This is a genomic window from Microbacterium sp. LMX7-1.2 (assembly GCF_040675935.1).
In the GTDB taxonomy this organism is placed as follows: domain Bacteria; phylum Actinomycetota; class Actinomycetes; order Actinomycetales; family Microbacteriaceae; genus Microbacterium.
In genome coordinates this window covers 368,766-393,161 of the sequence record NZ_JBEGIL010000001.1, presented here as the reverse complement: position 1 = coordinate 393,161, position 24,396 = coordinate 368,766, and the positions used below count along the sequence as shown (strand labels likewise).

Here is a 24,396-nt window from a genome sequence, read left to right as displayed (position 1 = left end):
TCAGCGCAGCTGGCGCTGCAGGTCGAACGTGAGCAGTGCGGTGGTCTCGGCGGCGGAACGCGTCCGACGGTCGAGATCGATCAGCTCTGCGGTGCGGGCCGTCGCGATGCGGCGGATCCGTGGCGGATGCTGAGCCCTCTGGAGCAGCCAGAGGCCGATCCGGAGGGAAAGACGATCGGCGAGCGCGAGGCGCTGCAGTTCGTCGTGGTCGGGGATGTGCAGGACCAGCTGGTCCTCGGTATCCGGCGGGTGGGTGGTGCTGCGGTACAGCGTGGTGTTCACGATGGTGTCCTTCGGTGAATGGTGGTGATGAGGCGAGACTGCGTCGGCACCGGTGCGCGGACGGACGACGCTGCGTCGTCGGTCGACCGATGCGGACGGGCCGGTTCCGGACCGCAAGGATGCGGACGCCGGGACGGCGGCAACCGTGATCCGAAGACGGATCAGCGGGAGGGGGCGCGAAGACGCGCTGAGGACGATGCCCGATGACGGGCGGAGTCCTCCGGAGGCTGCTCTGCGGACGAACGATGCGGCTGAGCCGTCACGCGTTCTGATCTACGACAGAGAGCTACGACGGACGCCGGCGGTTACCGAGTGCGCAAGGCGCGGCGCAAAGGGCGCGGCGAGGCCTGTGGCCTGTGCGTTCAGCTGAGTGATCATCATCGGTAACCTCCTTTCGTGTGGCGATCCGGAGGTTCACGGTAGCGAAGGCTCACAGCCGACGTCAAGCATCCCGGGCGTGTCCGGCGTGTCGCGTCGCTGTTCCGTTCGCCGTCGAACCGCGCGGGATGCCGGTCCTGGCGCGGGATTCCGGTAGCGTGAGGGCGTGATCCAGCCGGGAAGCGCGGTACGCGCATGCATCTGAAGAGCCTGACCCTCAAGGGGTTCAAGTCCTTCGCGCAGCCGACGAGCTTCGTCTTCGAACCGGGGGTCACGTGCATCGTCGGCCCCAACGGATCGGGGAAGTCCAACGTGGTCGACGCACTCGCCTGGGTCATGGGCGAGCAGGGGGCCAAGACGCTCCGCGGCGGCAAGATGGAAGACGTGATCTTCGCCGGCACGTCGACGCGAGGCCCGCTGGGGCGTGCCGAGGTGCAGCTCACGATCGACAACAGCGACGGGGCGCTGCCGATCGAGTACGCCGAGGTCACGATCAGCCGCACACTGTTCCGCAACGGGTCGAGCGAGTACGCGATCAACGGCGAGAACTGCCGTCTGCTCGACGTGCAGGAGCTGCTGAGCGACTCCGGCCTCGGCCGTGAGATGCACGTGATCGTCGGGCAGGGGCGTCTCGACACCGTCCTCCAGGCTTCGCCCGAAGACCGTCGCGGCTTCATCGAGGAGGCCGCCGGCATCCTCAAGCACCGTCGGCGCAAGGAGAAGACCCTTCGCAAGCTCGACGCGATGGAGACGAACCTCACGCGCCTGAGCGACCTGGCCGGAGAGATCCGCCGTCAGCTCAAGCCCCTGGGGCGGCAGGCCGAGATCGCGAGGGAGGCGCAGACCATCGCCGCCGTGGTGCGCGACGCGAAGGCGCGCATCTTCGCCGACGACGTCGTCGCACTCCGCACGGCCCTCGCCGACCACACACGCACCGAGCATGAGCGCCACACCGAGCGTCTGGTGCTGTCGGATCAGGCCGAGGCCGTGAGGGCGAGCATCACCCGACTCGAACAGGACCAGAACTCGGTCGCGGTCGATCAAGCGCGAGGCGTCGCATTCGGCCTCGAACAGGTTCAGGAGCGGATGCGCGGGCTCTACACGCTCGCGAACCAGCGACTGGCCCTCCTCGGGTCGGAGGAGGACGACGCCGCCGTCACCGCGGTGACCGTCACTCAGGCCACGATCGACGAGGCCAAGGACGAGATCACGGAGATCTCCGCGGGGCTCGGTGACGCGCAGGATGCCGCGGCGTCGGCGAGTCGCGAGGTCGTCGCCGCCCGCGCAGAGCTCGACACGCTCGACGTCGACATCGCCGAGCAGAGCGCTCTGGTCTCGCAGTACGACATGCGCCTGACCGCGCTGCGTGGCACGGCGGACGCGGCGGCATCGGCCCTCGCCGCTGTGCGCGGAGCGGTGCTGCGCCAGGAGAACGCACTCGAGTCCGCACACGCGCGACGCCGCGAAGCCGCGGAGGCGCTCGAATCCATCGACGGCGCTGAAGCGCCCGAAGGCACCGCCGCGGAGCACTCCGCCGCGTACGAGAGCGCGCAGCGCGCGGCGACGGCGGCCGAAGCCGAGCGGGAGACCCTGCGCGAGCGTCTGCACGCGGCCGAGCGCGAGGTGGACGCCCTCACGGCCAAGGCCGCGGCCCTCAGCAGCGCATTGGCCGTCTCCGGCGGCGCCGCAGAGATCGTGAAGGCCGGCGGCTCCGGCATCCGAGGCCTGGTGGGGGATGCCGTGCAGGTGCGGGCCGGGTTCGAGGCCGCGATCGCCGCGGTGCTCGGACCTCTCGCGGAGGGCGTGCTCGTCGATACAGCGGCGGACGCGTTCGCCCTCGCCGCCCAGGCGGGTGAGCATCGCAGGGGAGTGGTCGACTTCGTCGTCGCGGACGCGCTGCGTCCCACCGTCGAGCTCCCGCAGATCGCCGGGGTCACCCGCGCGATCGACACCGTGACCGCGCCGGACGGGGTGCTCGGCATCCTCTCGCACGTGATGATCGCGGATGACATCGAGGCCGCGCGGACGGCACGGGAGACACTCGACCTCGCGGGCGACACGACGACCACGATCGTGACCGCGACCGGCGAGGTCGTCACGGCGCAGACCCTGCGCACCGGATCGGGCGGGGAGCGATCGCGCCTCGAACTCGCGGCCGAACGCGATGCCGCCACCGACCGCATGGCCGAGGTGCAGGTCATCGTCGACTCGCTGCGCGAAGCGCGGATCGACGCCGATGAGACCGTCGAGTCGACTCGTCGCCACGCCAAGGACGCGCTGCGCGCGCTCCGTGAGCATGACGCCGCACTCGCGAGCCACGCCGAGCAGGTCAACCGCATCACCGTGACGCACGAGTCGGCGGTCGCCGAGTGCGAGCGTCTGGAATCCGGCCTCGCGCAGGCGCAGGCCGCCGTGGAGGATGCCGAGAGGACGGCGGAGTCCGCGAAGGCAGAGCTCGACGACGCGGTGTCCGCACCGCGGCCGGTACTGGATGCGTCGGCGCGGGATGGTCTGCTCGAGGCGCTCGAACTCGCTCGGGAGGGCGAGGTCAGGGCGCGACTCGAGATCGAGACGCTCCGTGAGCGCGTCCGAGCGGCGCAGGCACGGGTCGCCGGACTCGAGCGGCAACGCGAGCAGGAGCGCGATGCGGCCGCTGAGGCGGCACGTCGTGCGGTGATCCGTCGGGCCCAGCGCGAGGCAGCATCCGGAGTCGCCGACGAGCTCCCGCGCATCCTCGATTCGCTGGACCGCTCGGTGAGCGAGGCGCGTCTCGCTCTGGCCGAGGCCGAGGCCGCGAGGTCGGCGCAGAACGAGGAGCTCACGGGTCTCCGTGCCCAGGAGACGTCGCTCCGGGAGCGCCTCGCGGGCCTCACGGAGAGCGTGCACGGCCTGGAGCTGCAGATCCACGAGAAGAAGCTGCACCTCGGCAGCCTGCTCGAGAGGGTCGCCTCGGAACTGGCTCTCGACGAAGATATTCTCGTTGCGGAATATGGTCCGGATCAGCTCGTACCTCGCGATCCCGGTGCGGAGCCGGCCGATGGCGAGCTGCTCGATGACACCGCGATCCCGTTCGACCGCCGCATCCAGCAACGCCGCCTCTCGGAGGCGGAGCGCAAGCTCGCACAGCTCGGTCGCGTCAACCCGCTCGCGCTCGAGGAGTTCGCGGCGCTCGAGCAGCGCCACGCATTCCTCACGGAGCAGCTCGCCGATCTGACCCAGACGCGGCAAGATCTGCTGACGATCATCGGCGACCTCGACGAGCGCATGCAGACGATCTTCGCGAGCGCGTTCGAAGACACGAAGGATGCGTTCGGCGAGGTTTTCCCTCTGCTGTTCCCGGGCGGCTCGGGAAGCATCTCGCTGACGGATCCCGACAACATGCTGACGACAGGCATCGAGGTCTCGGTGCGTCCGGTCGGAAAGAAGATCGAGAGGCTCTCACTGCTCTCGGGCGGCGAGCGATCCCTCGCGGCCGTGGCACTGCTGGTCGCGATCTTCAAGGCCCGCCCGAGTCCCTTCTACATCCTCGACGAGGTGGAAGCCGCTCTCGACGATGCCAACCTCGGGCGGCTTCTCACGGTGTTCGAGCAGCTGCGGGAGAGCTCGCAACTGCTCGTCATCACGCACCAGAAGCGCACGATGGAGATCGCCGACGCCCTCTACGGCGTGTCCATGCGGCAGGACGGGGTCTCGGCGGTCGTCGGGCAGCGCGTGGGCGATCGTGCGGCGGCCGCGGTCTGACGTCGCGTCGGCCGCCGGGTCTGCGGGCACGGCTGCGGAGTCCGGACGGAATTCGCGGCGTGTCGACGCCCCGGCGCGGCATGTCGGGCTCGAACTCCGAAGCCGTGCCCGGGTCACCGGCGTAGGCGCGACTCGAACTCCTCGACCACAGGACCGAGACCCGGGAGATCCTGGGGACGATGCCCCGCGCCGGGCAGGATCACATGCTCGGCGCCACGGGAGGAGAGGATCTCCGCGATCGCTTCGTACTCGTCGTTCCATCCGCCGGTGACCACGAGAATCGGTATCCCAGCCACCATCCGTTCGCGGATTCCGTGACCCCACGGCACTGGGGTCGTGGACCAGCGCTCCGCCGTGGCAGCCTCGGTCGCCCACAGATCTTCGTCGAAGGGGCCGCCGAACATCACGGGTCGCAGCATCGCCCAGCATCCGCGGAGGTCACCGGTCGAGGCGAGTGCCCGCGCCTCGGACACGATCGCGATGTGTCGCTCGATGGACGGGACGCCGCGGGCGAGGTCGTAGAGAGCCGGTTCTACGAGGACCAGTCCTGACACGTGTGCCGATCGCGCCGCCAGAACCGCAGGCACGGCCCGGATCGAGTGGGCGAACAACAGACTGCTCTCGGTGCGCGAACCGCTCCGGACAGCATCCGCCTGCTCCTGCACGGACATCCCGACATCGAGAGCCAGCGACTGTTCCGGATTCGCATCGAGATGAAGCCAGGCACTGTGCACCGGGCGCTCGGCGCTGTGGATGAAGAGCCGTCGGGGAGGCATCTCAGGATCGTAGCCGTAGGCTGGAGTCATGGCGGAGAAGTCCTGGTCCCTCGGTCGCGCACTGCGCGGCATGTTCGTCAAGCCCACGATCGACGAGACGACATGGGAGGACCTCGAGACCGCGCTCATCACGGCGGACTTCGGCCCCGACATCAGCGAGCGCATCGTCGACGAGCTGCGCGCGAAGGTCGAGCGCTACCGCACGACCGACCCGAAGGATCTCCAGCGGATGCTGCGCGAGACGCTCGAGGAGCACTTCGCGAAGTTCGACACGACCCTGAAGCTCACAGAGCGTCCCGCCGTAGTGCTCGTCGTCGGCGTCAACGGCGTCGGCAAGACGACCACGATCGGCAAGTTCACGAAGTTCCTGCGCGGCTATCAGCGCAGCGTCGTGGTGGGCGCCGCCGACACCTTCCGTGCGGCCGCGGTCGACCAGCTCGCCACCTGGGCGCAGCGTGGGGGAGCGGCGATCGTCCGCCCGCAGCAGGAGGGCCAGGACCCGGCATCCGTTGCGTATCAGACCATCGAGTTCGCGCAGCGGGAAGGCATCGAGATCGCGATCATCGACACCGCCGGCCGGTTGCATACCAAGGGCGGTCTGATGGACGAGCTCACCAAGATCCGACGCGTCGTCGAGAAGCAGGCCCCGATCAGCGAGGTGCTGCTCGTACTGGACGCGACGACCGGGCAGAACGGCGTGATGCAGGCCGAGGCCTTCCTGCAGCATGCGGGCGTGACGGGGCTCGTGCTGACGAAGCTCGACGGCTCAGCGAAGGGCGGATTCGTGCTCGCGGTGCAGGAGCGCACAGGCATCCCCGTGAAGCTTCTCGGCCAGGGCGAGGGCATCGACGACCTCAGCGGCTTCACGCCGCATGTGTTCGTCCAGTCGCTGGTCGGCTGACGACACGCGAGGACAGGACTACCGCCGCGGTCACCGGGCTGGTTTCATATCGGTATGGCGATCGAACACGACTACTTCGGACTGCTGTCATCGGGTCCTGACGGCTCGATCTTCTGGTCGGAGACCGTGGAGCTCGGCGACCAGAGCGTGACCGTCGATCTGACTGCGCCCGATCAGGACGATGTGTCCGCCGACGCGCTCGACATCGCCGCCTCGCTCATCGCCGGGCTGGAGACGGTCGACGGAACCGCGCGACGCAGCATGCTGTCGGAGGTCGACGATCGCACGAGCGAGGTGACCGAGTACATCCTGCAGCAGCAGGAGGCCTACGGAGACGAGATCGAGGACGTGCTGGTCGACGTCAGCGGAGACGCGGCGGTCGACATCATCCGCTCCCTGCGCCTCATGAGCATGACGATCCTCGCCGACGAGCACGGCGGCTCCGAGCCGTTCGCGGTCCTGGAGTACGCTCTCGACGCCGACACGACTGACGACGTCCTGCTCGTGAACCTCGGCTCCGACGGCGCGGTCCTTTCGGTCATGAGCGCCGACTGACGACGCATCTCCGGTCGGGGGTGTAGGCGATCTCGCCGAGGTAGGCCGTTACCCGGCGTATGGTCCTACGCCGGCGTCGTCGCCTACCTCCCAACGGCCCTACCCGGTCAGACGGCCTGAGCGAAGCCCAGGTCGGCGCCCTCGGCGATGTGCGCGAGATGCGCGGGGATCTCCCGCCCCTTCGAGGTCATCGACTGCGCCCACAGGCGTCCCGCACGGTAGGAGGAGCGCACGAGGGGGCCGGCGAGCACACCGAGGAAGCCGATCCGCTCCGCCTCCTCCTTGAACTCGACGAACTCGGCCGGCTTGACCCATCGCGCCACAGGCAGGTGCCGCGGTGACGGCCGCAGGTACTGCGTGATCGTGATGATGTCGCATCCCGCCTCGTGCAGGTCGTTCAGCGCCTGCACGACCTCTTCTGGCTCCTCGCCCATGCCGAGGATGAGGTTCGACTTCGTGATGAGCCCGGCGTCACGCCCCTGCTCGATGACGTTCAGAGAGCGCTCGTACTTGAAGGCGGGGCGAATGCGCTTGAAGATCCTCGGGACGGTCTCGACGTTGTGCGCGAACACCTCGGGACGCGCCTCGAAGATCTGCCCGAGGAAGGCGGGGTCGGCGTTGTGCTCGTTCGCGAGCAGCTCGACGCCCGTGTTCGGGTTGAGCGCGTGGATGCGCCGCACGGTCTCGGCGTTCAGCCAGGCCCCCGTGTCGGGGAGGTCGTCGCGCGCGACGCTCGTGACGGTGGCGTAGCGGAGGCCCATCCGCTGCACGCTCTCGGCCACGCGGCGGGGCTCGTCGGTGTCATAGGCGTCGGGCTTACCGGTGTCGATCTGGCAGAAGTCGCAGCGCCGCGTGCACTGCGATCCACCGATCAGGAAGGTCGCCTCGCGGTCCTCCCAGCATTCGAAGATGTTCGGGCACCCGGCCTCCTGGCACACCGTGTGCAGGTCCTCGGTTTTCACGAGCGACTGCAGCGCCGTGTACTCCGGGCCCATCTTGGCCTTGGTCCTGATCCACTCCGGCTTGCGCTCGATCGGCGTCTCGGAGTTGCGGATCTCGAGGCGGAGGAGCTTGCGGCCCTCGGGTGCGGCGGTGGTCATGCGGAGGCTCCTGCGAGGTCGGCGGTCGAGTAGGCGCTCGCGAAGGCCGCGGAGACGGCATCCACGATGTCGGTGGGGGAGACGGTCCGGCCGGTGATCTCGCTCACGGTGGTCACACCGGCGTCGGTGATGCCGCACGGGATGATGCCGCGGAATCCCGCGAGAGTGTTGTCGCAGTTGATCGCGAAGCCGTGCATGGTCACGCCCTGCTGCACGCGCACACCGATCGCGGCGACCTTGTCCTCCGACAGGGGCCGACGTACCCAGACGCCGCTCCGGCCCTCGACCTGATAGCCGTCGACGCCGAACGGACGCAGGACGTCGATGAGGATGCTTTCGAGCCGCCGCACGTGTGCGACGACATCCATGGGTTCGGAGAGCCGGACGATGGGGTAGCCGACGAGCTGGCCCGGTCCGTGCCACGTGATCTTGCCTCCGCGGTCGACGTCGACGACCGGCGTGCCGTCCTGCGGGCGCTCGTGCGCCTCGGTGCGCTTGCCCGCGGTGTACACGGCCTCGTGCTCGAGCAGCAGGAGCGTGTCGGGGCGGGTGCCGGCGACGACCTCGGCGTGGACTCGGCGCTGCAGGTCCCAGCCCTCCGTGTACGGGACGTAGGCCGGGGCGAGTCCGGCCGTGACGATGTCGAGCATGCTGCACTCCCTTGTGAGGGCCGTTCGGGGATGTGTCCATATAGATGGATCGCGTCTAACAATACTCCTCGAACGTGGAGGTGGCATCGTCCGCGGAAGCTGCGCGGTACCGTGTCCTCATGACCAGCACGAGTCGCGCCGGCCGCCCCAAGGCGTCGTCCCGAGAGACGCTCGCGGAGGCCGCGTGCGAGCTGTTCCTGGAACGGGGGTACGACGCGACCTCGGTCGCCGACATCACCCAGCGTGCCGGTGTGAGTCGCTCGAGCTTCTTCAACTACTTCTCCTCCAAGAGCGACGTGCTGTGGTCGGGACTGGACGCCCGCATCGACGACGTCGGCACAGCGCTCGGTGCGCTCGGCGCAGGTGCGGATGCGGCGTCGGTACGCACCGTCCTCGTGGACGCGCTGCACGGCTTCGCGCCGGATCCGCTCGCCCTGGCGCTACGCAACCGGACCGCGATGGGACTCGACGAAGAGCTCACGCGCGACACCGCCCTGCGGCTGGCCCGGCTCGCGTCGATCGTCGCGTCCGCAGCATCCGCCTCCGGACTGTCGATGATCCGCGCCGAGATCCTGGGGGCTGCGCACGCCGCCGCCGTCCTGTCGTCCCTGCGGGTCTGGGCCGAACAGGGCGCCGGCTACTCGGCGCCCGAGACCGCGCTCGGCGACGCCCTGCAGAACCTCGACGACCTCCGCTGGCGCTGACGCGGACGGCGCAGAGCGCTCGGCTAGAATCGGTAGCACCATGGCTACGTTTGGCACGCTCTCCGATCGGCTCACCGAGACCTTCCGCAATCTGCGCACGAAGGGAAAGCTCACTGCGGCCGACGTCGACGGCACCGTCCGCGAGATCCGTCGCGCGCTGCTCGACGCCGACGTGGCGCTCGCGGTCGTCAAGGACTTCACCGCGAAGGTGCGCGAGCGCGCGCTCGGCGACGAGGTCAACAAGGCTCTCAACCCGGCCCAGCAGGTCGTGCAGATCGTCAACGAGGAGCTCATCCAGATCCTCGGCGGCGAGCAGCGTCGTCTGCAGTTCGCCAAGACGGCCCCCACCGTCATCATGCTCGCGGGCCTCCAGGGCTCGGGCAAGACGACGTTCGCGGGCAAGCTCGCGAAGCAGCTCGAAGGGGAGGGGCACACGCCGCTCCTCGTCGCCGCCGACCTCCAGCGCCCCAACGCCGTGAACCAGCTGCAGGTCGTCGCTGAGCAGGCCGGGGCCACGATCTACGCACCCGAGCCCGGCAACGGCATCGGGGATCCCGTGAAGGTCTCGCGAGATGGCGTCGAGCACGCACGCCGTCAGCAGCACGACGTGGTCATCATCGACACCGCCGGTCGCCTCGGCGTCGACGCCGAGCTGATGAAGCAGGCTGCGGACATCCGCAAGGCGGTCGACCCTGACGAGGTCCTCTTCGTGATCGACGCCATGATCGGTCAGGACGCCGTCAACACGGCCAAGGCTTTCCAGGAGGGCGTCGACTTCACGGGTGTCGTGCTGTCGAAGCTCGACGGCGACGCGCGTGGTGGCGCTGCCCTGTCGGTCGCCTCGGTCACCGGGCGTCCGATCATCTTCGCGTCGACCGGTGAGCGCCTCGAGGATCTCGAGCCGTTCCATCCCGACCGTATGGCGAGCCGCATCCTCGACCTCGGCGACATCCTCACCCTCATCGAGCAGGCCCAGCAGGCCTTCGACGAGGAGGAAGCCGCCAAGATGGCGGAGAAGCTCGCGACCGAGCAGTTCACCCTCGAGGACTTCCTCGACCAGCTTCAGCAGATGAAGAAGATGGGCTCGATGAAGAAGATGCTCGGGATGCTCCCGGGCATGGGGCAGATGAAGCAGCAGCTCGAGGACTTCGACGAGCGCGAGATCGACCGCACCGAGGCGATCATCCGGTCGATGACGCCCGGCGAGCGCCGTAATCCGAAGGTGCTCAACGGATCGCGTCGCCTGCGCATCGCCAAGGGCTCGGGCATGACGGTCACCGATGTCAACCAGCTGGTGCAGCGCTTCGACCAGGCCGCCAAGATGATGAAGACCGTCGCGCGCGGCGGAACGCCGAACATCCCCGGGATGGGCCCCGTGCCCGGCATGGGCCGTCCGGGGGCGTCGTCGAAGCGTGGGAAGAAGGGCAAGGGCAAGGCGTCGGGCTCCCGGTCCGGCAACCCCGCGAAGCGCGCGGCCGAGAACGCGGGCATCGCTCCCGCGTCGACCCCGACCGGCTCCGGCTTCGGCCTGGGCGGTGGAGCGAAGGCCCCGACCGAGGCGGATCTCGCCGAGATCCAGAAGCTCTTCGGCAAGGGCTGAGGCGTCTCAGCTCCTGGTCGGCACCACGTCTTCGAGCGCGGGCTCGAGCGGGATCGAGCCCCGTCGTGGCCGTGCTGCGATCTGCCCGCCGAGGAGCGCGACGAGCACGATCGCGATCCCCAGCGCCTGCGCGCCGGTGAACAGCTCGCCGGCGATCGTCACGCCGAGGACCGTCGCGACGACCGGTGAGAGCAGCGCGAGCAGTCCGGGCGCGATCACCGGCAGCTGCTGGATGCCACGGAACCACAGCGTGTAGGCGATGAGACCGCCGACCGAACCCAGCCACAGGTAGCCGAGAACCGCTCCACCGTCGAGGTGCGAGGGGAATCCCTCGAGCGTGATCGTGAGCGGGAGCAGAAACAGGCCTCCGGCGGTGAGCTGCCAGCCGGCGTATGCGACGGGCCCCACCCCGGTGGGACGCCCCCAGCGCTTCGTGAGGATGATACCGAGTCCCGTCGAACTCACGCCGCCGAGCGCGGCCAGAATGCCCCAGCCGTCGAGCTTCGCCTCCGGACCGAGCACGACCATCGCGACGCCGGCGGCTCCGGCGAGGGCGGCGATCGCGCCCGCGGGTCGGATGCGGTCGCGGAGCACGAGTGCGCCGAGTGCCAGGACGATGAGCGGCTGCGCGCCGGCCACCGCCGCGGCGACGCCGCCCGGAAGCCGCTCGGCGGCGAGGAAGAGCAGCGGGAAGAACGCGCCGATGTTGAGGATGCCGAGCACCAGTGCCTTGAGCCACCACCACCCTGTAGGCAGCGTGCGTCCGATCGCGAGAGCCAGGAGTCCGGCGGGCAGCGAACGGAGGAGACCGGCGAGCAACGGGTGGCCGACAGGCAGGAGTTCGGTCGTGACGAGGTAGGTTGTGCCCCAGGACACCGGAGCGACGGCCGTGAGGAGGAGAAGTGTCAGCCTGTTCATGTATCCAGGGTCCCGCCACGACGTTCATGAGTCCAACGCATAGTTGTCACTTCACCCATGAAGCGCGATCATGGGTGCATGGATCTCCAGCAGTTGAGATACGTGGTCGCCGTCGCTGACATGTCGAGCTTCACGCGCGCGGCGGAGCGGTGCTTCGTCACACAATCCGCGCTCAGCCATCAGATCGCCGCTCTCGAGCGCGAGATCGGACAGAGGCTGTTCGTGAGGTCGAGTCGGAGGGTCGGACTCACGGAGGCGGGTGAAGCGTTCCTCCCTCATGCGCGAACTTCAGTGACGTCGGCAGACAAGGCGGTCGAAGATGCCGCGGCAGCGTCCGGAGAGATCGTCGGTACGTTGCGCCTGGGCGTCATCCCGACGGTCACGGCGATCGACGTGCCGTCGCTGCTGCTCGCGTACCGGATCGCCCATCCGCTCTCCCGGGTCGAGATGCGGATGGGGAACAGCGACACTCTGATGACCGCCATCCGCTCCGGAGAGCTGGACGTGGCGCTGTTGGGTCTGCGCGAGGGCGCCGCCCCCGATCGGGTGGCCTCGCGCCTGCTCGCCACCGAACGGCTGCAGCTCGTCGTCGCCGCCGAGCACCGTCTCGCCGCGGAGCACCGAGTCGCCGCCGAAGGGTCTGTGTCCCTCGCGGACCTGGCCGGGGAGACCTTCGCCGACTTCCCGGCCGGGACCGCCGGGCGTGCGCAGAGCGATTCCGCGTTCCAAGCCGCGGGTGTGCAGCGCGATGTCGCGTTCGAGGCCGACGCGGTCGAGCCGATCCTCAGCCTCGTCGCTTCGGGTCTGGCCGTCACTCTGCTCGCACCGGGCGTGGTGCGCCGTACGTCTGCGCGCGTCATCGCCATCGATGTGCGCGGAGCACCCGTTCGCAGCGAGTATCTGGCCTGGGATGCGACGGCTCCCCGCAGCACCGCGCGAGCATTCCTGAATATCGCGTCGACTGGGCTAACCTGAGCGGCGCCGATCCTCGACGCCGAGCACGGCCCTCGGGCGAGGGCCGGAGAAAGAGACGACCTGTGGGATTTCTGAATTTCGGAAAGAAGAAGACCGCCGACCGCGACCCCGATCTCGACGACCTGACCGTCGAGGAGGCGGATTTCCTCCGGCGACTGTTCGCCGAGATGTGGCCGGCATCCGAGGGAACCATCACTCTCCACGGGGAGTACGCGCAGAGTTCCTCCGGCGGCCAGTTCGGGCTGTACAACCTTTCGCGCGCGGCGAGGGTCGAACCGCGGGAGAACTGGCCGCAGGTCGTGGAACGGCACATCTCGGGATTGTTCAGTCGCAGATCCGCGCCCGCAGAGGCAGACCTCTCCGACGATGAGATCCTGTCGCTCGTGAAGGCCCGGCTCATCACGAGCTCGTACCTCCCCGAGAGCCACCGTGCGGCGTTCACGTACCGGCGGACGATCGCGGACGGACTCGAAGCCATCCTCATGCTGGACTTCCCTGAGACAGCGAGCGCCATTCCCGACGCGATCGTCAGCCGCTTCGACCCGGACTTCCTGTGGAAGACGGCCATCGACGCGGTGTCGGCCGAACCGCTCGACGAGTTCGCGGTTCTCGAGGTCGGTTCGGGACGCATCCTCGCGGCGATGACGGATTCGCTCTTCACCGCGAGTCACGTGCTCGACTTCCCTGCGCTTCTCGCGGATGCCGGTGTCACATCCGCGCCTCACGGTGCGCTGTTCGCCGTGCCGTCGAGGCACGAGCTGTTGCTTCACGTGGTGGAGAGCCCGAGCGCGATCTCGGTGGTGAGCGAGATGACGCAACTTGCTCAGCTGCGGTTCAGCAGGGGCGTCGGCGAGATCTCGTCGGAGGTCTTCTATTGGAGCGGAGCGGGCTACGAGCGGGTCACCTTCACGCACGAGGGCGGATCGGTGAACGTCGACGGCACCGGCTCGTTCTTCGCGGCTGTCAACGGATTCTGACCCCGACCGCGAACGAGGAAGCGGGCTCGGAGGAATTCCTCCGAGCCCGCTCCTCAGCATCCTGAGATCACTTCACGTCTTCGTCGACCCAGTCCATCGACTTCGTGACGGCCTTGCGCCACAGGCGCAGCTGGCGGTCCCGCTCGCCCTCGTCCATCGACGGCTCCCAACGCTTGTCCTCCTGCCAGTTGGCGGACAGGTCGTCGAGACCGCTCCAGAATCCGACTGCGAGACCTGCCGCGTACGCGGCGCCGAGCGCGGTGGTCTCCGCGACGACCGGACGCACGACCGGCACGCCGAGCACGTCGGCCTGGAACTGCATCAGCGCGTCGTTCGCGACCATGCCGCCGTCGACCTTGAGCTCGGACAGGTCCACTCCGGCATCCGCGTTGACCGCGTCGAGGACGTCGCGGGTCTGGAACGCGACCGCCTCGAGCGCTGCCCGCGCGATGTGGTTCTTGTTCGCGTAGCGGGTGAGGCCGACGATCGCGCCGCGGGCGTCCGGACGCCAGTACGGTGCGAACAGACCGGAGAACGCGGGGACGATGTATACGCCACCGTTGTCCTCGACCTGCTCGGCGAGCTTCTCCACCTCGGGAGCGGAGGAGATGATGCCGAGCTGATCGCGCAGCCACTGGATCAGCGATCCCGTCACGGCGATCGATCCCTCGAGCGCGTAGTGGGTCGGCTGGTCGCCCAGCTTGTACCCGACGGTCGTGAGCAGCCCGTTCTTCGAGCGGACGATCTCTTCGCCCGTGTTGAAGATGAGGAAGCAACCGGTGCCGTACGTGTTCTTGCTCTCGCCCTTGTCGAACGCCGCCTGGCCGAAGGTCGCGGCCTGCTGGTCGCCGAGGATGCCGGCGATCGGCGTCTCGCGCAGCAGGGAGGAGCTCTCCGCTGCGCCGTAGACCTCGGAGGAGGAGCGGATCTCCGGCATCATCGAGCGCGGCACGCCGAATGCCTCGAGGATGTCGTCGCGCCACTCGAGCGTCTCGAGGTCCATGAACATCGTGCGCGAAGCGTTCGTGACGTCGGTCGCGTGGACGCCGCCCTCGACCCCGCCGGTGAGGTTCCAGAGCACCCAGCTGTCGGTCGTGCCGAACAGCAGGTCGCCGGCCTCGGCCTTCTCGCGGGCGCCGTCGACGTTCTCGAGGATCCAGGTGATCTTGGTCCCGGAGAAGTACGTGGCCAGCGGGAGGCCGACGATCGACTTGAAACGGTCGACACCCTCGTCGCCCGCGAGGCGGTCGACGATCTCCTGCGTGCGCGTGTCCTGCCACACGATCGCGTTGTACACAGGCTTGCCGGTGTTCTTGTCCCAGACCACCGCGGTCTCGCGCTGGTTCGTGATGCCTACGGCGGCGATGTCGTGCCGGGTGAGGTCGGCGCGGCTCAGTGCGAGGCCGATCACCTCCTGCACGTTGCGCCAGATCTCGGACGCGTCGTGCTCGACCCAGCCGGCCTTCGGCAGGATCTGCTCGTGCTCCTTCTGGCCGGTCGCGACGATGCTGCCCTTCTTGTCGAAGATGATCGCGCGGCTCGACGTCGTCCCCTGGTCGATCGCGATGATGTAGTCAGCCATTGTGTGTTCTCCTTTGAATCGATCTGCGGGCGATCAGGGTCAGGCGGCGCCGGCGAGGCCCAGGAGGACCGGCGCGGCGAGGGCGGCGAGGGCGCCACCGATGAGGGGGCCCACGACGGGCACCCACGAGTACGACCAGTCGCTCGAACCCTTGCCCTTGATCGGCAGGATCGCGTGCGCGATGCGAGGGCCGAGGTCGCGGGCAGGGTTGATCGCGTACCCGGTGGGGCCACCGAGCGACGCGCCGATCGCGACCACGACGAGGGCGACGGGCAGGGCGCTGAGCGGTCCGAGGCCTCCGGGGACGCCGATGTCGGCGACGCCGTAGTCGGCGAACGCGAACACCGCGAAAACGAGCACGAAAGTGCCGATGACCTCGGTCACGAGGTTCCAGCCGTAGGAGCGGATCGCGGGGCCGGTCGAGAAGACGCCGAGCTTGTTGGCGGGCTCGGGCTCCTCATCGAAGTGCTGCTTGTACGCGAGCCACGTGAGGATGGCACCGACGATCGCACCGAGGAGCTCGGCGGCGGTCGCGACAGCGAACTGCGCGAATCCGATCTTCCCGCCGATCAGGAGTCCGATGCCGACGGCCGGGTTCAGGATCGCTCCGGAGTAGGCGGAGGCGAGGACACCCACGAAGACCGCGAGACCCCATCCCCAGTTGACCATCAGGAAGCCGCCGCCGTAGCCCTTGTTCTTGGCCAGGGCGACGTTCGCCACGACTCCACACCCCAGGAGGATCAGCATCGCCGTGCCGACGAACTCCGAGAGGAAGTAGAGACCGAGATTCACATCAGTCATGTCTTCATTGACCTTTCTTGTGTGCCGGGGCCCCTCAGCCCCGGCACGTTATGGGAGTTACGCCGCGAGGAGGGCGGCGCTTCGGAGCTCTCGTCAGCCGCGGGCGCGGGACGGGATCTCGAGTCCGTGTCGTTCGTTCAGCAGCAGACGGGTCTGTTCGAGCTCGGCGTCGTGCCGCTCTCGGTCCCATTCGAGCAGCGGGGCGAGGGCGTCCGCAACCTCTTCGAGCACCTCGGCATCGGCATTTCCAGTGAAGGCGATGCTCGTGCGGCGCAGGATCACGTCCTGGAGGCGGGCGACGAGTTCGTTCTTCACCATCCATTCCAGCTCACGGGTCGAGAGATCGCCGCCGGCGAGAGGAGTGTCCGCACCCTGCTCGATGTACTCCCACACCTGGGCGGCGCGGGTGCCGTAGCGGGCGAGCAGCTTCTCGGACCGATCCCCGGCGCCGGGCAGGTTCTCCTGGATCCAGATGCGACGGGCCTTCTCGGTGCGGGGGAAGTCCCGTCCGCCGCCGATCGCCCGACCTGCGGTGGAGACGGTCCGCGTGCGTCCGATCAATCCGAGCACGGTGTCGGACAGGGACTCGCCGAGCGCGCGGAACGTGGTCCACTTGCCGCCGACGAGGCTGACGAGCGGTACGGCGCCCTTACGGTCGACCTCGACGCGGTAGTCCCGCGACACGAATCCGGGAGCCGTGTCCTCGTGGCGGGGGAGCGGGCGGATGCCGGAGAAGTTGTAGACGATCTGTTCGCGCGTCACCGCGATCTGCGGGAACACGTGGTGGATGAGATCGAAGAAGTAGTCGATCTCCTCGTCCGTGCAGACGGGGACCTCGCGCGGGTCGGCGTCGATGTCGGTGGTGCCGACGAGCACCCGGCCCTTGAGCGGGTAGATCAGCACGATGCGGCCGTCGGAGTGCTCGAAGAAGATCTCCCGTCCACGCGTCGCCTCGAGGAGCTCCGGGTGATCGAGCACGATGTGCGATCCCTTGGTGCCGCCCATGAAGTGCGTGTCGGTGCCGAGCGCGTCGTTCGTGAGGTCGGTCCAGGGGCCCGAAGCGTTGACGACGACGTCTGCGGTGACCGCGAACTCGGTGCCGCTCTCGCGGTCGCGGAGCATCACCTTGTCGCCGTCGCGGGCGATCGCCTCGACGTAGTTCAGCGCGACCGCGCCGGGGTGTGCCGCGCGGCCGTCCTGCAGCACGTCGAGCGCGAGGCGCTCGGGATCGTGCATCGATGCGTCGTAGTACGTCGCGGTGTACTTGATGTTCGGGTCGAGGTGGGGGAGTTCGGCGAGCGACTTCTTGCGTCCGAGGAAGCGGTGGCGGGGGACCGTGCCGCCGTCGCGCGAGAACGTGTCGTAGATCGTGAGGCCGATCTTGATGAGGAAGGCGCCGCGCTCCTGCGGCTTGCCGCTCTTGTGCGTCAGGAAGCGGAGGGGAGCCGAGAGGATGCCCGAGAACGTGGAGTAGATCGGGATCGTCGTCTGCAGCGGCTTGACGTAGTGCGGTGCGATCTTGAGGAGGCCGTTGCGCTCCTCGACGGACTCGCGGACGAGGCGGAACTCGCCGTTCTCCAGGTACCGGATGCCGCCGTGGATCATGTGGCTCGACGCGGCGGAGGCCCCGGAGGCGAAGTCGCCGCGCTCGACGAGGACGACGTCCACGCCCTGCAGGGCCAGGTCCCGGAACGTCGAGATGCCGTTGATCCCCGCTCCGATGATGAGGACGCTCGTGCGTCCGTTCTCTCGTACGGCGCGGACCTCTGCGCGCTCCGGTGACGAGTGTGTCGACTCGATCATCTTCGACCTCTCTTCTGTGCGTGCCCCCAGCATCGACCCGATGTATCCGCGCGCGCAAGTCCACTGCACATATGTGCAAGGATCGAGGTCGAGGAGGACCAGATGGCCCAGTCGGATGCGGGATCCCGCGATTCCAAGCTGATCGCGGCGCTCACCGCCGCACAGTTGTACTACATGCAGGACAAGACGATGGAGGTCATCGCCCAGGAGCTGAAGACGTCGCGCTCCTCGGTCTCCCGGCTGCTGAGCTTCGCCCGCGAGAGCGGACTCGTCGACATCCGCATCAACTCTCCGCTCGAACGGCTCGGGATGCTGGAGCAGAGGATCCGCGATCGGCATCGGGTCGTGGCGCACGTCGTGCCGACGCCGGAGATCGTCAGCGAGGTCGAGAGGCTCGAGCGTGTGGCGCTCACCGCCGGCCGTCTGCTCTCGCAGTTCGTCGACTCCAACATGATCGTGGGCGTCGCCTGGGGGTCGACCATCAGCGCGGTCAGCCGCGGTCTCACGCAGAAGGAGACGCACAACACGACCTTCGTGCAGCTCAACGGCGCGGGCAACACGCAGACGAGCGGCGTCGAGTACTCCAGCGACATCCTCCAGCGATTCGGCAGCGCGTTCGGCGCCCAGGTGCAGCAGTTCCCGGTCCCGGCCTTCTTCGACGATCCCTCGACCCGTGAGGCGATGTGGCGCGAGCGCAGCACGCGACGGGTGCTCGACCTGCAGGCCAAGATGGACATCGCCGTGTTCAGCCTCGGATCGCCTGCTGCGGAGGTGCCCAGTCGGGTCTACGTCGGCGGGTACCTGGGACGAGACGACTACCGGAGCCTTCGGGAGGACCACGCGATCGGCGATGTCGCGACCGTGTTCTTCCGCGCCGACGGTTCCTGGCGGGACATCAGGGTGAACGCACGGGCGACGGGTCCGGGGCTCGACAGGCTGCGGCGTGTTCCCCGACGCGTGTGCGTGGTCTCCGGCATCCCCAAGCTGGTGAGCCTGCGCGCCGCGATCGCCGCCGACCTCGTCACCGACGTCGTGCTCGACGAGGGGCTCGCACGACGGCTCGTCGAGGACTAGGGGCGTCGACGGTCGGCGCGGCTCAGGGGATGTCGGTCGAGGCCTCGGGGCCGGACCGGAACTCGCGGATCAGGTGCTGCACGACCGCCTGCAGGTCCCCACCGGTGGCGTTCGCGATCGTCAGCTGCCGTTCGTAGCTCGCGCCGTCCGTGAGGATCGTGTCTATGCTGCCGAACTCCCGCACGCAGCCGAGTTCCACGGCGAGCGGCGTGAGGTCCTGCAGTATCTCCGCGACGTGGTCGCGCACAGGACGCTGCGTGCCGGCGGCATCGACGATCACGCGTGCGTCGAGGCCGTAGCGAGCGGCGCGCCACTTGTTCTCGCGGTGGTACCAGGAGGGCAGGGTCGGAAGAGCGCGTCCCTCGTCGAGCTCGCGGGAGAGATGCTCCACCAGGACCTGGACGAGCGCGGCGACGGCGGCCAGCTCGGGAAGGGACGAGAGACCGTCGCAGGCGCGGATCTCGATCGTCCCCCAGCGCGGGGCGGGGCGGATGTCCCACCGCACCTCGGTCGCATCCGCCATGACCCCTGTGCGCACCATGTCGTCGAGATAGGACTCGTACTCCGACCAGTCGGCGAGCTGCCAGGGGAGACCTGCCGTCGGAAGCTGCTGGAACACCAGTGCGCGATTGGAGGCGTACCCGGTGCGCTCACCCGCCCAGAACGGACTCGACGCGGACAGCGCCTGAAGGTGCGGGAGGTACGCCGCGAGGGCGTTGATGATCGGGATGACCTTGCGCTTGTCCTCCACGCCGATGTGCACGTGGATTCCCCAGATCATCATGTTGCGACCCCACCACTGGGTCCGCTCGATGAGCGTGTGGTAGCGCGTCTTGTCGGTGACCTCCTGATCGAACCACTGCGCGAAGGGGTGGCTCCCCGCGGAGAGCAACTCGATACCGGCGGGATCGGTGGCGGTGCGCACAGCGGAGATCGCGTTCGCGATGTCGTCGACGGCGTGCGCCACGGAGTCGCCGATGCCGCTGGTCACCTCGATCGTGTTGGTGAGGAGCTCGCCTGTGACCGTGTGGCGCTCATCGGCGCTCTCGGCCTCCAGAGCGGACAGCAGCTCGGGGGCGCGGCCCACGAGATCGCCGGTCGCCGGATCGGCGAGCATGATCTCCCATTCCAGGCCGACGGTGGAGCGTGCGGAGGACGCGAACTCGAGGGGCACGCGCTCAGTCTGACACGCAGCGTCGGCGACACGGCAAGGCCCGTGTCGCCGCGTTTCGCTCCTGGCGCGTGGATCTGGCAGAATAGAGGGTCGGACGACGTGCTCGACCCTCTATCCAGCACGAGTCCTCCCTTTGAGCTTCCGCCGGGAGTGCACCCCACTCTCCAGGCGACCGGTTCGTCACTTTCCACACAATTCAGGAGAATCGTGGCTGTCAAGATTCGTCTCAAGCGCCTGGGCAAGATCCGCGCGCCGTACTACCGCATCGTCGTCGCCGACTCGCGCACCAAGCGCGACGGTCGTGTGATCGAGGAGATCGGCAAGTACCACCCCACCGAGGAGCCCTCGTTCATCGAGGTCGACTCCGAGCGTGCGCAGTACTGGCTGTCCGTCGGTGCGCAGCCGACCGAGCAGGTCACCGCGCTGCTCAAGATCACGGGCGACTGGGGCACCTTCAAGGGTGACAAGGACGCGAAGTCCACCCTCAAGGTCGCCGAGGAGAAGACGGCCTTCGAGGCCGACTCCTCCAAGAAGTCGGTCATCAAGCCCAAGGCGGAGAAGAAGGAGGAGGCTCCCGCTGCGGAGGCTCCCGCCGCCGAGGCCGACGCGGAGGCCGCTGAGGCTCCCGCCGCCGACTCCGAGTAATCCGCTGTGCTCGCCGCCGCGCTCGAACACATCGTCAAGGGGATCGTCGATCACCCGGAGGATGTGCGTATCAACGCCTCCACCTCGCCGCGAGGCGACCTTCTCGAGGTGCGTGTGCACCCCGACGATCGTGGACGCGTGATCGGGCGCGGCGGCCGCACCGCCAAGGCACTGCGCACGCTCATCACCGCCCTGGCTGATGGCCGTCGCGTCCGCGTCGACGTCGCGGACGACTGACCGTGGTGCCGAAGGACAAGAACCAGGGCAAGAACCAGCTCCGCGTCGGGCGTCTCGTCAAGGCCCACGGCCTCAAGGGCGCTCTGAAGCTCGAGCTGTACACCGACAACCCCGAGCGTCGCTTCGTGCCGGGCGCCGAGTTCACGCTGCAGGTGCCCGAGGCATCTCCGTGGCACGGCAAGACCGTGACGGTGCGCGAGTACCGCGTCATGAACGGCAACCCCGTCGTCTTCCTCGACGACGTCGACGACCGCTCGGCTGCCGAGGGGCTCGTGCGCGCGATCCTCTGGATCGACCAGGACGCCGACGAGGTCGAGGACAATGCCTGGTTCGACCACCAGCTCGTGGGACTCGACGTCGTCCGCGACGACGTCGTGATCGGCCGCGTCGCGCGCGTCGAGCACATGCCCGCACAGGACCTCCTCATCGTGAAGGCAGGCGAGCAGGAGGTCATGGTTCCGTTCGTCGAAGCCATCGTCCCCACCGTCGACGTCAGCGCCGGGCGTGTCATCGTCACACCGCCGGCCGGGCTCTTCGAGGAGCTCCCCGACGCCGACAGCACCGAGGGCGCGGGGGAGTCCACGGACTCCGACGCCTCCGAGTGACCCCGGGTACGGTTCTCCCGTGCGCATCGACGTCGTCTCGATCTTCCCGTCGTACTTCGACGGCCTGACGCTCTCCCTGCTGGGGAAGGCGCGCAGCACCGGCATCCTCGACCTGGCCGTGCACGACCTGCGCGACTGGACGCACGACCGCCATCGGACGGTCGACGACACGCCCTACGGCGGCGGTGCCGGCATGGTCATGAAGCCCGAGCCCTGGGGAGCGGCGCTGGACGACCTGGTCACGCGCGAGCCCGTGTCCGATCGGCCGACCATCATCTTCCCCTCGCCCGCCGGTGAGGTGTTCACTCAGGCGACAGCGCGCGACCTGAGCACGCGCGAGCACCTGGTCTTCGGCTGCGGCCGTTACGAGGGCATCGACGAACGGGTGTTCGAGTACGCTGCCGACCTCGGAGAGGTGAGACTGCTCAGCCTCGGCGACTATGTGCTGAACGGGGGAGAGGTCGCGTCCATGGCGATGATCGAGGCCATCGGCCGTCTGATCCCCGGCGTCGTCGGCAACCCGGAGAGCCTCGTCGAGGAGTCGCACGAGGACGGGCTGCTCGAGTACCCCTCCTACACGAAGCCGTCGGCGTGGCGCGAACGCGCCGTGCCCGATGTGCTTCTCAGCGGCAACCACGCGGCCATCGCGTCATGGCGTCGTGAGCAGCAGATCGAGCGCACGCGGACCCGCCGACCCGACCTGCTCGCCGAGACCGACGGCTAGAGCATCCGTTCGCCCCTGCCTTCGATCTCGAACACCACACCGTGGGGATGCCGGAGGCCGAGCGCGGTCGGGGCGTCGAGACCCCGCAGCTCGGCGCGCAGCATCCTCCCGATCATCTCGTGGCTCACGAGCACCGGGATACCGGTCGACGCCCACCCGCACGCCGTCAGGGCGCGACGTGCCCGCGCCCGCGCCTGCGCGTAGCTCTCACCACCGGGGAACGCCCACCCGTAACGGTTCTCCGCGCGCTCAGCGCGGGCCGTGGGGAATCTCTCGTCCGCCTCCTCCCAGGTGAGGCCGGCCAGGTCGCCGTGATGGATCTCCGCGAGCTCGGGGACTTCGACGAGGTCGGCGCCCGTCCGCTCGGCGATGACGACGGCGGTGCGCAGCGCGCGACCGAGTGGGCTCGAGCACACGGTTGCGACTCCTCGGTCCGACAGCAGCTCCGCCATCCTCTCGGCCTGGCGGAGCCCCTCCGCGGTGAGCGGCGAGTCCAGCTGGCCGTGCATCCGATGCTCGAGGTTCCAGTCGGTCTGGCCGTGACGCACCAGGAACAGATGCTCCGGTACGTGACGGTCCTGCGGGATCATGCGTCCAGGATGGCACAGCCGGTCGGCGGGACCGCGGCTGCTAGCGTCGAGGCATGGTGGATGAGGTGCTGGCACGATCGTTCGAGACTTCCGGAGAAGACTACGACCGGTACCGGCCGGGATTCCCTGCGGCCGTGGCCGGGATCATCGTTCCCGTGCAGCTGCAGGTGGTGCTCGACCTCGGTGCCGGCACGGGCAAGTTCACCCGCCTTCTCCTCGACCGCGCGGAGAAGGTGATCGCGGTCGAGCCCTCCGTGCCGATGCTCGACGTGCTGCGCGCGAAGCTCCCCGGTGTCGACGCCCGTGTGGGGAATGCGGAGGCGATCCCGTGTCTCGACGCGTCAGTCGACGCGGTGACAGTGGCGCAGGCGTTCCACTGGTTCGACAGGGACGCAGCGTGCGCGGAGATCGCCCGGGTCCTCCGCCCCGGGGGAGTCCTCGGACTCCTCTGGAACCACTCCGATCCCGACTGCGCGTGGGATCGCGCAGCTCACCGGGTCGCGCACCCGGCAGTCGCGGAGCAGGACGGCACCTCGGCGAGTGCGACGGAGCAGCTCCCGGGCTTCGCATTCGTCCGTCGGGACGACATCCGGACGGTCGAGAGCATCCGCCGTGACGACTACCTGCGTCGCTGGGCGACCGTCAGCACCTTCCTGGTCGCCGATGCCACCGGGCGGGCGAAGATGATCGCGGATATCGAGCAGATCCTGGATGAGGATCCGACGACGCGGGGACTCGACGTCCTCGAGCTGCCGGTGGTCACCGACGTCTTCGTCTACGAACGCGTGTGAGACGTCCGCTCAGCGGACCCCGAGGAAAGACCGGTCGGTCAACACGATCGGTCCGTCGGCCGTGACCGCGACGGTGTGCTCGGAATGAGCGCCGCGTGAGCCGTCGACACTGCGCAGCGTCCATCCGTCGGGGTCGGTGACGAGTTCGTCCGTGGTCGCGAGCAACCAGGGTTCGAGCGCGAAGACGAGACCCTCGCGCAGCGGGAAGCCTCGTCCGGCCCGGCCGTCGTTCGGCACGTGCGGGTCGCCGTGCATGATGCGGCCGACGCCGTGTCCGCCGAAGTCCGTGTTGATCGAATAGCCCTCGCCATGTGAGACCGCTGCGATCGCGGCAGAGATGTCGCCGATGCGATTGCCGACGACGGCCGCGGTGATCGCCGCGTCCAGAGCGCGCTCGGTGGTCTCGATGAGGCGGAGGTCTTCCTCCCGCGCGGTGCCGACGACGAAAGAGACGGCCGAGTCGGCGACCCAGCCGTCGACGGACACCGCGAAATCCAGAGACACGAGATCGCCGTCGCGAAGCGTGTAGTCGTGCGGGAGCCCGTGCAGCACGGCGTCGTTGATCGAGGTGCAGATGACCTTGCCGAAGGGGCTCGCGCCGAACGACGGGTGGTAGTCGATGTAGCAGGACTCGGCCCCGGCCTTGCGGATCATGTCGTGCGCGCGACGGTCGATCGACAGCAGGTTGGTGCCCACCTTGGTCTCGTCCCGGAGGGTCGCCAGGGTCTCCGCCACGAAGCGCCCGGCGGCGCGCATCTCGTCGATCTCGGCGGGGGTGCGCAGTTCGATCATCGGGTGTCCTCTCGTCCCCTC

Annotated in this window: 24 protein-coding genes; 13 read left to right on the top strand and 11 right to left on the bottom strand. The window is 68.5% G+C overall.

From position 1 onward, the window contains the following. Entirely contained in the window at window positions 1–282 is a 282-nt protein-coding gene (locus tag MRBLMX7_RS01940; protein WP_363365952.1) for a hypothetical protein, read from the bottom strand. A gap of 573 nt (window positions 283–855) precedes the next feature. Here MRBLMX7_RS01940 and smc point away from each other — a divergent pair. Continuing rightward, window positions 856–4,401 carry a chromosome segregation protein SMC gene (gene smc, locus MRBLMX7_RS01935; protein WP_363365951.1) on the top strand — a complete coding sequence of 1,182 codons (3,546 nt, stop codon included), beginning with the start codon at window positions 856–858 and terminating at the stop codon, window positions 4,399–4,401. A gap of 113 nt (window positions 4,402–4,514) precedes the next feature. Here the strand turns inward: smc and MRBLMX7_RS01930 are convergent, their stop codons facing one another. Then, window positions 4,515–5,177 carry a hypothetical protein gene (locus tag MRBLMX7_RS01930; RefSeq protein ID WP_363365950.1) on the bottom strand — a complete coding sequence of 221 codons (663 nt, stop codon included), beginning with the start codon at window positions 5,175–5,177 and terminating at the stop codon, window positions 4,515–4,517. Between the two features lie 28 nt (window positions 5,178–5,205). Here MRBLMX7_RS01930 and ftsY point away from each other — a divergent pair, with 28 nt between their 5' ends. Beyond that, window positions 5,206–6,078: a signal recognition particle-docking protein FtsY gene (gene ftsY / locus MRBLMX7_RS01925; RefSeq protein ID WP_050721088.1), complete on the top strand. Its 873-nt coding sequence runs from the start codon at window positions 5,206–5,208 to the stop codon at window positions 6,076–6,078. A gap of 54 nt (window positions 6,079–6,132) precedes the next feature. Then, complete coding sequence (locus MRBLMX7_RS01920; RefSeq protein ID WP_050721087.1) at window positions 6,133–6,633, top strand: DUF2004 domain-containing protein; 501 nt, start codon at window positions 6,133–6,135, stop codon at window positions 6,631–6,633. Between the two features lie 107 nt (window positions 6,634–6,740). Here MRBLMX7_RS01920 and lipA read toward each other — a convergent pair whose 3' ends face one another. Both lipA and lipB read right to left on the bottom strand, forming a co-directional pair. Then, complete coding sequence (gene lipA, locus MRBLMX7_RS01915; protein ID WP_363365949.1) at window positions 6,741–7,733, bottom strand: lipoyl synthase; 993 nt, start codon at window positions 7,731–7,733, stop codon at window positions 6,741–6,743. Further along, window positions 7,730–8,383 carry a lipoyl(octanoyl) transferase LipB gene (gene lipB, locus MRBLMX7_RS01910; RefSeq protein ID WP_363365948.1) on the bottom strand — a complete coding sequence of 218 codons (654 nt, stop codon included), beginning with the start codon at window positions 8,381–8,383 and terminating at the stop codon, window positions 7,730–7,732. Before lipB ends, lipA begins: the two co-directional genes overlap by 4 nt. 119 nt (window positions 8,384–8,502) lie before the next feature. Here lipB and MRBLMX7_RS01905 point away from each other — a divergent pair, with 119 nt between their 5' ends. Together MRBLMX7_RS01905 and ffh are read left to right on the top strand one after the other, a co-directional pair. Then, entirely contained in the window at window positions 8,503–9,087 is a 585-nt protein-coding gene (locus tag MRBLMX7_RS01905) for a TetR/AcrR family transcriptional regulator (RefSeq protein ID WP_363365947.1), read from the top strand. Window positions 9,088–9,127: 40 nt separating this feature from the next. Next, window positions 9,128–10,687 carry a signal recognition particle protein gene (gene ffh / locus MRBLMX7_RS01900; protein WP_363365946.1) on the top strand — a complete coding sequence of 520 codons (1,560 nt, stop codon included), beginning with the start codon at window positions 9,128–9,130 and terminating at the stop codon, window positions 10,685–10,687. Window positions 10,688–10,693: 6 nt separating this feature from the next. Here ffh and MRBLMX7_RS01895 read toward each other — a convergent pair whose 3' ends face one another. Next, window positions 10,694–11,605 carry an EamA family transporter gene (locus MRBLMX7_RS01895; protein WP_363365945.1) on the bottom strand — a complete coding sequence of 304 codons (912 nt, stop codon included), beginning with the start codon at window positions 11,603–11,605 and terminating at the stop codon, window positions 10,694–10,696. Between the two features lie 78 nt (window positions 11,606–11,683). Between MRBLMX7_RS01895 and MRBLMX7_RS01890 the strand changes: the two genes are divergently transcribed. Both MRBLMX7_RS01890 and MRBLMX7_RS01885 read left to right on the top strand, forming a co-directional pair. Next, window positions 11,684–12,580 carry a LysR family transcriptional regulator gene (locus MRBLMX7_RS01890; protein ID WP_363365944.1) on the top strand — a complete coding sequence of 299 codons (897 nt, stop codon included), beginning with the start codon at window positions 11,684–11,686 and terminating at the stop codon, window positions 12,578–12,580. Window positions 12,581–12,642: 62 nt separating this feature from the next. Then, window positions 12,643–13,557 carry a hypothetical protein gene (locus MRBLMX7_RS01885; protein ID WP_363365943.1) on the top strand — a complete coding sequence of 305 codons (915 nt, stop codon included), beginning with the start codon at window positions 12,643–12,645 and terminating at the stop codon, window positions 13,555–13,557. 67 nt (window positions 13,558–13,624) lie between these two features. Here the strand turns inward: MRBLMX7_RS01885 and glpK are convergent, their stop codons facing one another. The 3 genes from glpK to MRBLMX7_RS01870 all read right to left on the bottom strand — a co-directional run bounded on the left by glpK (window position 13,625) and on the right by MRBLMX7_RS01870 (window position 17,743). Continuing rightward, window positions 13,625–15,139 (bottom strand): glycerol kinase GlpK, encoded by a 1,515-nt coding sequence (gene glpK / locus MRBLMX7_RS01880; protein WP_050721081.1) that lies wholly within the window; start codon window positions 15,137–15,139, stop codon window positions 13,625–13,627. A 39-nt stretch (window positions 15,140–15,178) separates the two neighbouring features. Then, entirely contained in the window at window positions 15,179–15,940 is a 762-nt protein-coding gene (locus MRBLMX7_RS01875; RefSeq protein ID WP_363365942.1) for an MIP/aquaporin family protein, read from the bottom strand. A 93-nt stretch (window positions 15,941–16,033) separates the two neighbouring features. Beyond that, window positions 16,034–17,743, bottom strand: a complete 1,710-nt coding sequence (locus MRBLMX7_RS01870) for a glycerol-3-phosphate dehydrogenase/oxidase (RefSeq protein ID WP_363365941.1) — start codon at window positions 17,741–17,743, stop codon at window positions 16,034–16,036. A 102-nt stretch (window positions 17,744–17,845) separates the two neighbouring features. Between MRBLMX7_RS01870 and MRBLMX7_RS01865 the strand changes: the two genes are divergently transcribed. Then, window positions 17,846–18,817: a sugar-binding transcriptional regulator gene (locus MRBLMX7_RS01865; protein WP_050721078.1), complete on the top strand. Its 972-nt coding sequence runs from the start codon at window positions 17,846–17,848 to the stop codon at window positions 18,815–18,817. Window positions 18,818–18,839: 22 nt separating this feature from the next. Here the strand turns inward: MRBLMX7_RS01865 and MRBLMX7_RS01860 are convergent, their stop codons facing one another. After that, a complete protein-coding gene (locus tag MRBLMX7_RS01860; protein WP_363365940.1) occupies window positions 18,840–19,991 on the bottom strand; it encodes a glutamate--cysteine ligase in 1,152 nt (383 codons plus the stop codon). Between the two features lie 207 nt (window positions 19,992–20,198). Between MRBLMX7_RS01860 and rpsP the strand changes: the two genes are divergently transcribed. The 4 genes from rpsP to trmD are packed head-to-tail and all read left to right on the top strand — an operon-like array spanning window position 20,199 to window position 22,202. Beyond that, window positions 20,199–20,636, top strand: a complete 438-nt coding sequence (gene rpsP / locus MRBLMX7_RS01855) for a 30S ribosomal protein S16 (RefSeq protein ID WP_363365939.1) — start codon at window positions 20,199–20,201, stop codon at window positions 20,634–20,636. 6 nt (window positions 20,637–20,642) lie between these two features. Beyond that, a complete protein-coding gene (locus MRBLMX7_RS01850) occupies window positions 20,643–20,873 on the top strand; it encodes an RNA-binding protein (protein WP_050721075.1) in 231 nt (76 codons plus the stop codon). 2 nt (window positions 20,874–20,875) lie between these two features. Next, entirely contained in the window at window positions 20,876–21,478 is a 603-nt protein-coding gene (gene rimM, locus MRBLMX7_RS01845) for a ribosome maturation factor RimM (protein WP_363365938.1), read from the top strand. A 19-nt stretch (window positions 21,479–21,497) separates the two neighbouring features. Continuing rightward, entirely contained in the window at window positions 21,498–22,202 is a 705-nt protein-coding gene (trmD, locus tag MRBLMX7_RS01840; protein WP_363365937.1) for a tRNA (guanosine(37)-N1)-methyltransferase TrmD, read from the top strand. Here trmD and MRBLMX7_RS01835 read toward each other — a convergent pair. After that, window positions 22,199–22,792, bottom strand: a complete 594-nt coding sequence (locus MRBLMX7_RS01835) for a histidine phosphatase family protein (protein WP_363365936.1) — start codon at window positions 22,790–22,792, stop codon at window positions 22,199–22,201. The genes trmD and MRBLMX7_RS01835 overlap by 4 nt on opposite strands. A 53-nt stretch (window positions 22,793–22,845) precedes the next feature. On the opposite strand from MRBLMX7_RS01835, the gene MRBLMX7_RS01830 reads away from it, so the two are divergent. Continuing rightward, the gene (locus MRBLMX7_RS01830) at window positions 22,846–23,583 is read left to right on the top strand and encodes a class I SAM-dependent methyltransferase (RefSeq protein WP_363365935.1); all 738 of its coding nucleotides are present in this window, start codon (window positions 22,846–22,848) and stop codon (window positions 23,581–23,583) included. 9 nt (window positions 23,584–23,592) lie between these two features. On the opposite strand, the gene map is transcribed toward MRBLMX7_RS01830, so the two are convergent. Continuing rightward, the gene (gene map, locus MRBLMX7_RS01825) at window positions 23,593–24,375 is read right to left on the bottom strand and encodes a type I methionyl aminopeptidase (protein WP_363365934.1); all 783 of its coding nucleotides are present in this window, start codon (window positions 24,373–24,375) and stop codon (window positions 23,593–23,595) included. Window positions 24,376–24,396 lie beyond the last annotated feature (21 nt).

Excerpts from the sequence above, each read along its gene's own strand:
- MRBLMX7_RS01865 (WP_050721078.1), top strand. The coding sequence starts at position 17,846 with ATGGCCCAGTCGGATGCGGGATCCCGCGATTCCAAGCTGATCGCGGCG.
- MRBLMX7_RS01890 (WP_363365944.1), top strand. The coding sequence starts at position 11,684 with ATGGATCTCCAGCAGTTGAGATACGTGGTCGCCGTCGCTGACATGTCG.
- MRBLMX7_RS01830 (WP_363365935.1), top strand. The coding sequence starts at position 22,846 with ATGGTGGATGAGGTGCTGGCACGATCGTTCGAGACTTCCGGAGAAGAC.
- smc (WP_363365951.1), top strand. The coding sequence starts at position 856 with ATGCATCTGAAGAGCCTGACCCTCAAGGGGTTCAAGTCCTTCGCGCAG.
- MRBLMX7_RS01920 (WP_050721087.1), top strand. The coding sequence starts at position 6,133 with ATGGCGATCGAACACGACTACTTCGGACTGCTGTCATCGGGTCCTGAC.
- ftsY (WP_050721088.1), top strand. The coding sequence starts at position 5,206 with ATGGCGGAGAAGTCCTGGTCCCTCGGTCGCGCACTGCGCGGCATGTTC.
- glpK (WP_050721081.1), bottom strand. The coding sequence starts at position 15,139 with ATGGCTGACTACATCATCGCGATCGACCAGGGGACGACGTCGAGCCGC.
- MRBLMX7_RS01905 (WP_363365947.1), top strand. The coding sequence starts at position 8,503 with ATGACCAGCACGAGTCGCGCCGGCCGCCCCAAGGCGTCGTCCCGAGAG.
- MRBLMX7_RS01835 (WP_363365936.1), bottom strand. The coding sequence starts at position 22,792 with ATGATCCCGCAGGACCGTCACGTACCGGAGCATCTGTTCCTGGTGCGT.
- MRBLMX7_RS01875 (WP_363365942.1), bottom strand. The coding sequence starts at position 15,940 with ATGACTGATGTGAATCTCGGTCTCTACTTCCTCTCGGAGTTCGTCGGC.
- MRBLMX7_RS01870 (WP_363365941.1), bottom strand. The coding sequence starts at position 17,743 with ATGATCGAGTCGACACACTCGTCACCGGAGCGCGCAGAGGTCCGCGCC.
- lipB (WP_363365948.1), bottom strand. The coding sequence starts at position 8,383 with ATGCTCGACATCGTCACGGCCGGACTCGCCCCGGCCTACGTCCCGTAC.
- lipA (WP_363365949.1), bottom strand. The coding sequence starts at position 7,733 with ATGACCACCGCCGCACCCGAGGGCCGCAAGCTCCTCCGCCTCGAGATC.
- MRBLMX7_RS01930 (WP_363365950.1), bottom strand. The coding sequence starts at position 5,177 with ATGCCTCCCCGACGGCTCTTCATCCACAGCGCCGAGCGCCCGGTGCAC.
- MRBLMX7_RS01895 (WP_363365945.1), bottom strand. The coding sequence starts at position 11,605 with ATGAACAGGCTGACACTTCTCCTCCTCACGGCCGTCGCTCCGGTGTCC.
- map (WP_363365934.1), bottom strand. The coding sequence starts at position 24,375 with ATGATCGAACTGCGCACCCCCGCCGAGATCGACGAGATGCGCGCCGCC.
- ffh (WP_363365946.1), top strand. The coding sequence starts at position 9,128 with ATGGCTACGTTTGGCACGCTCTCCGATCGGCTCACCGAGACCTTCCGC.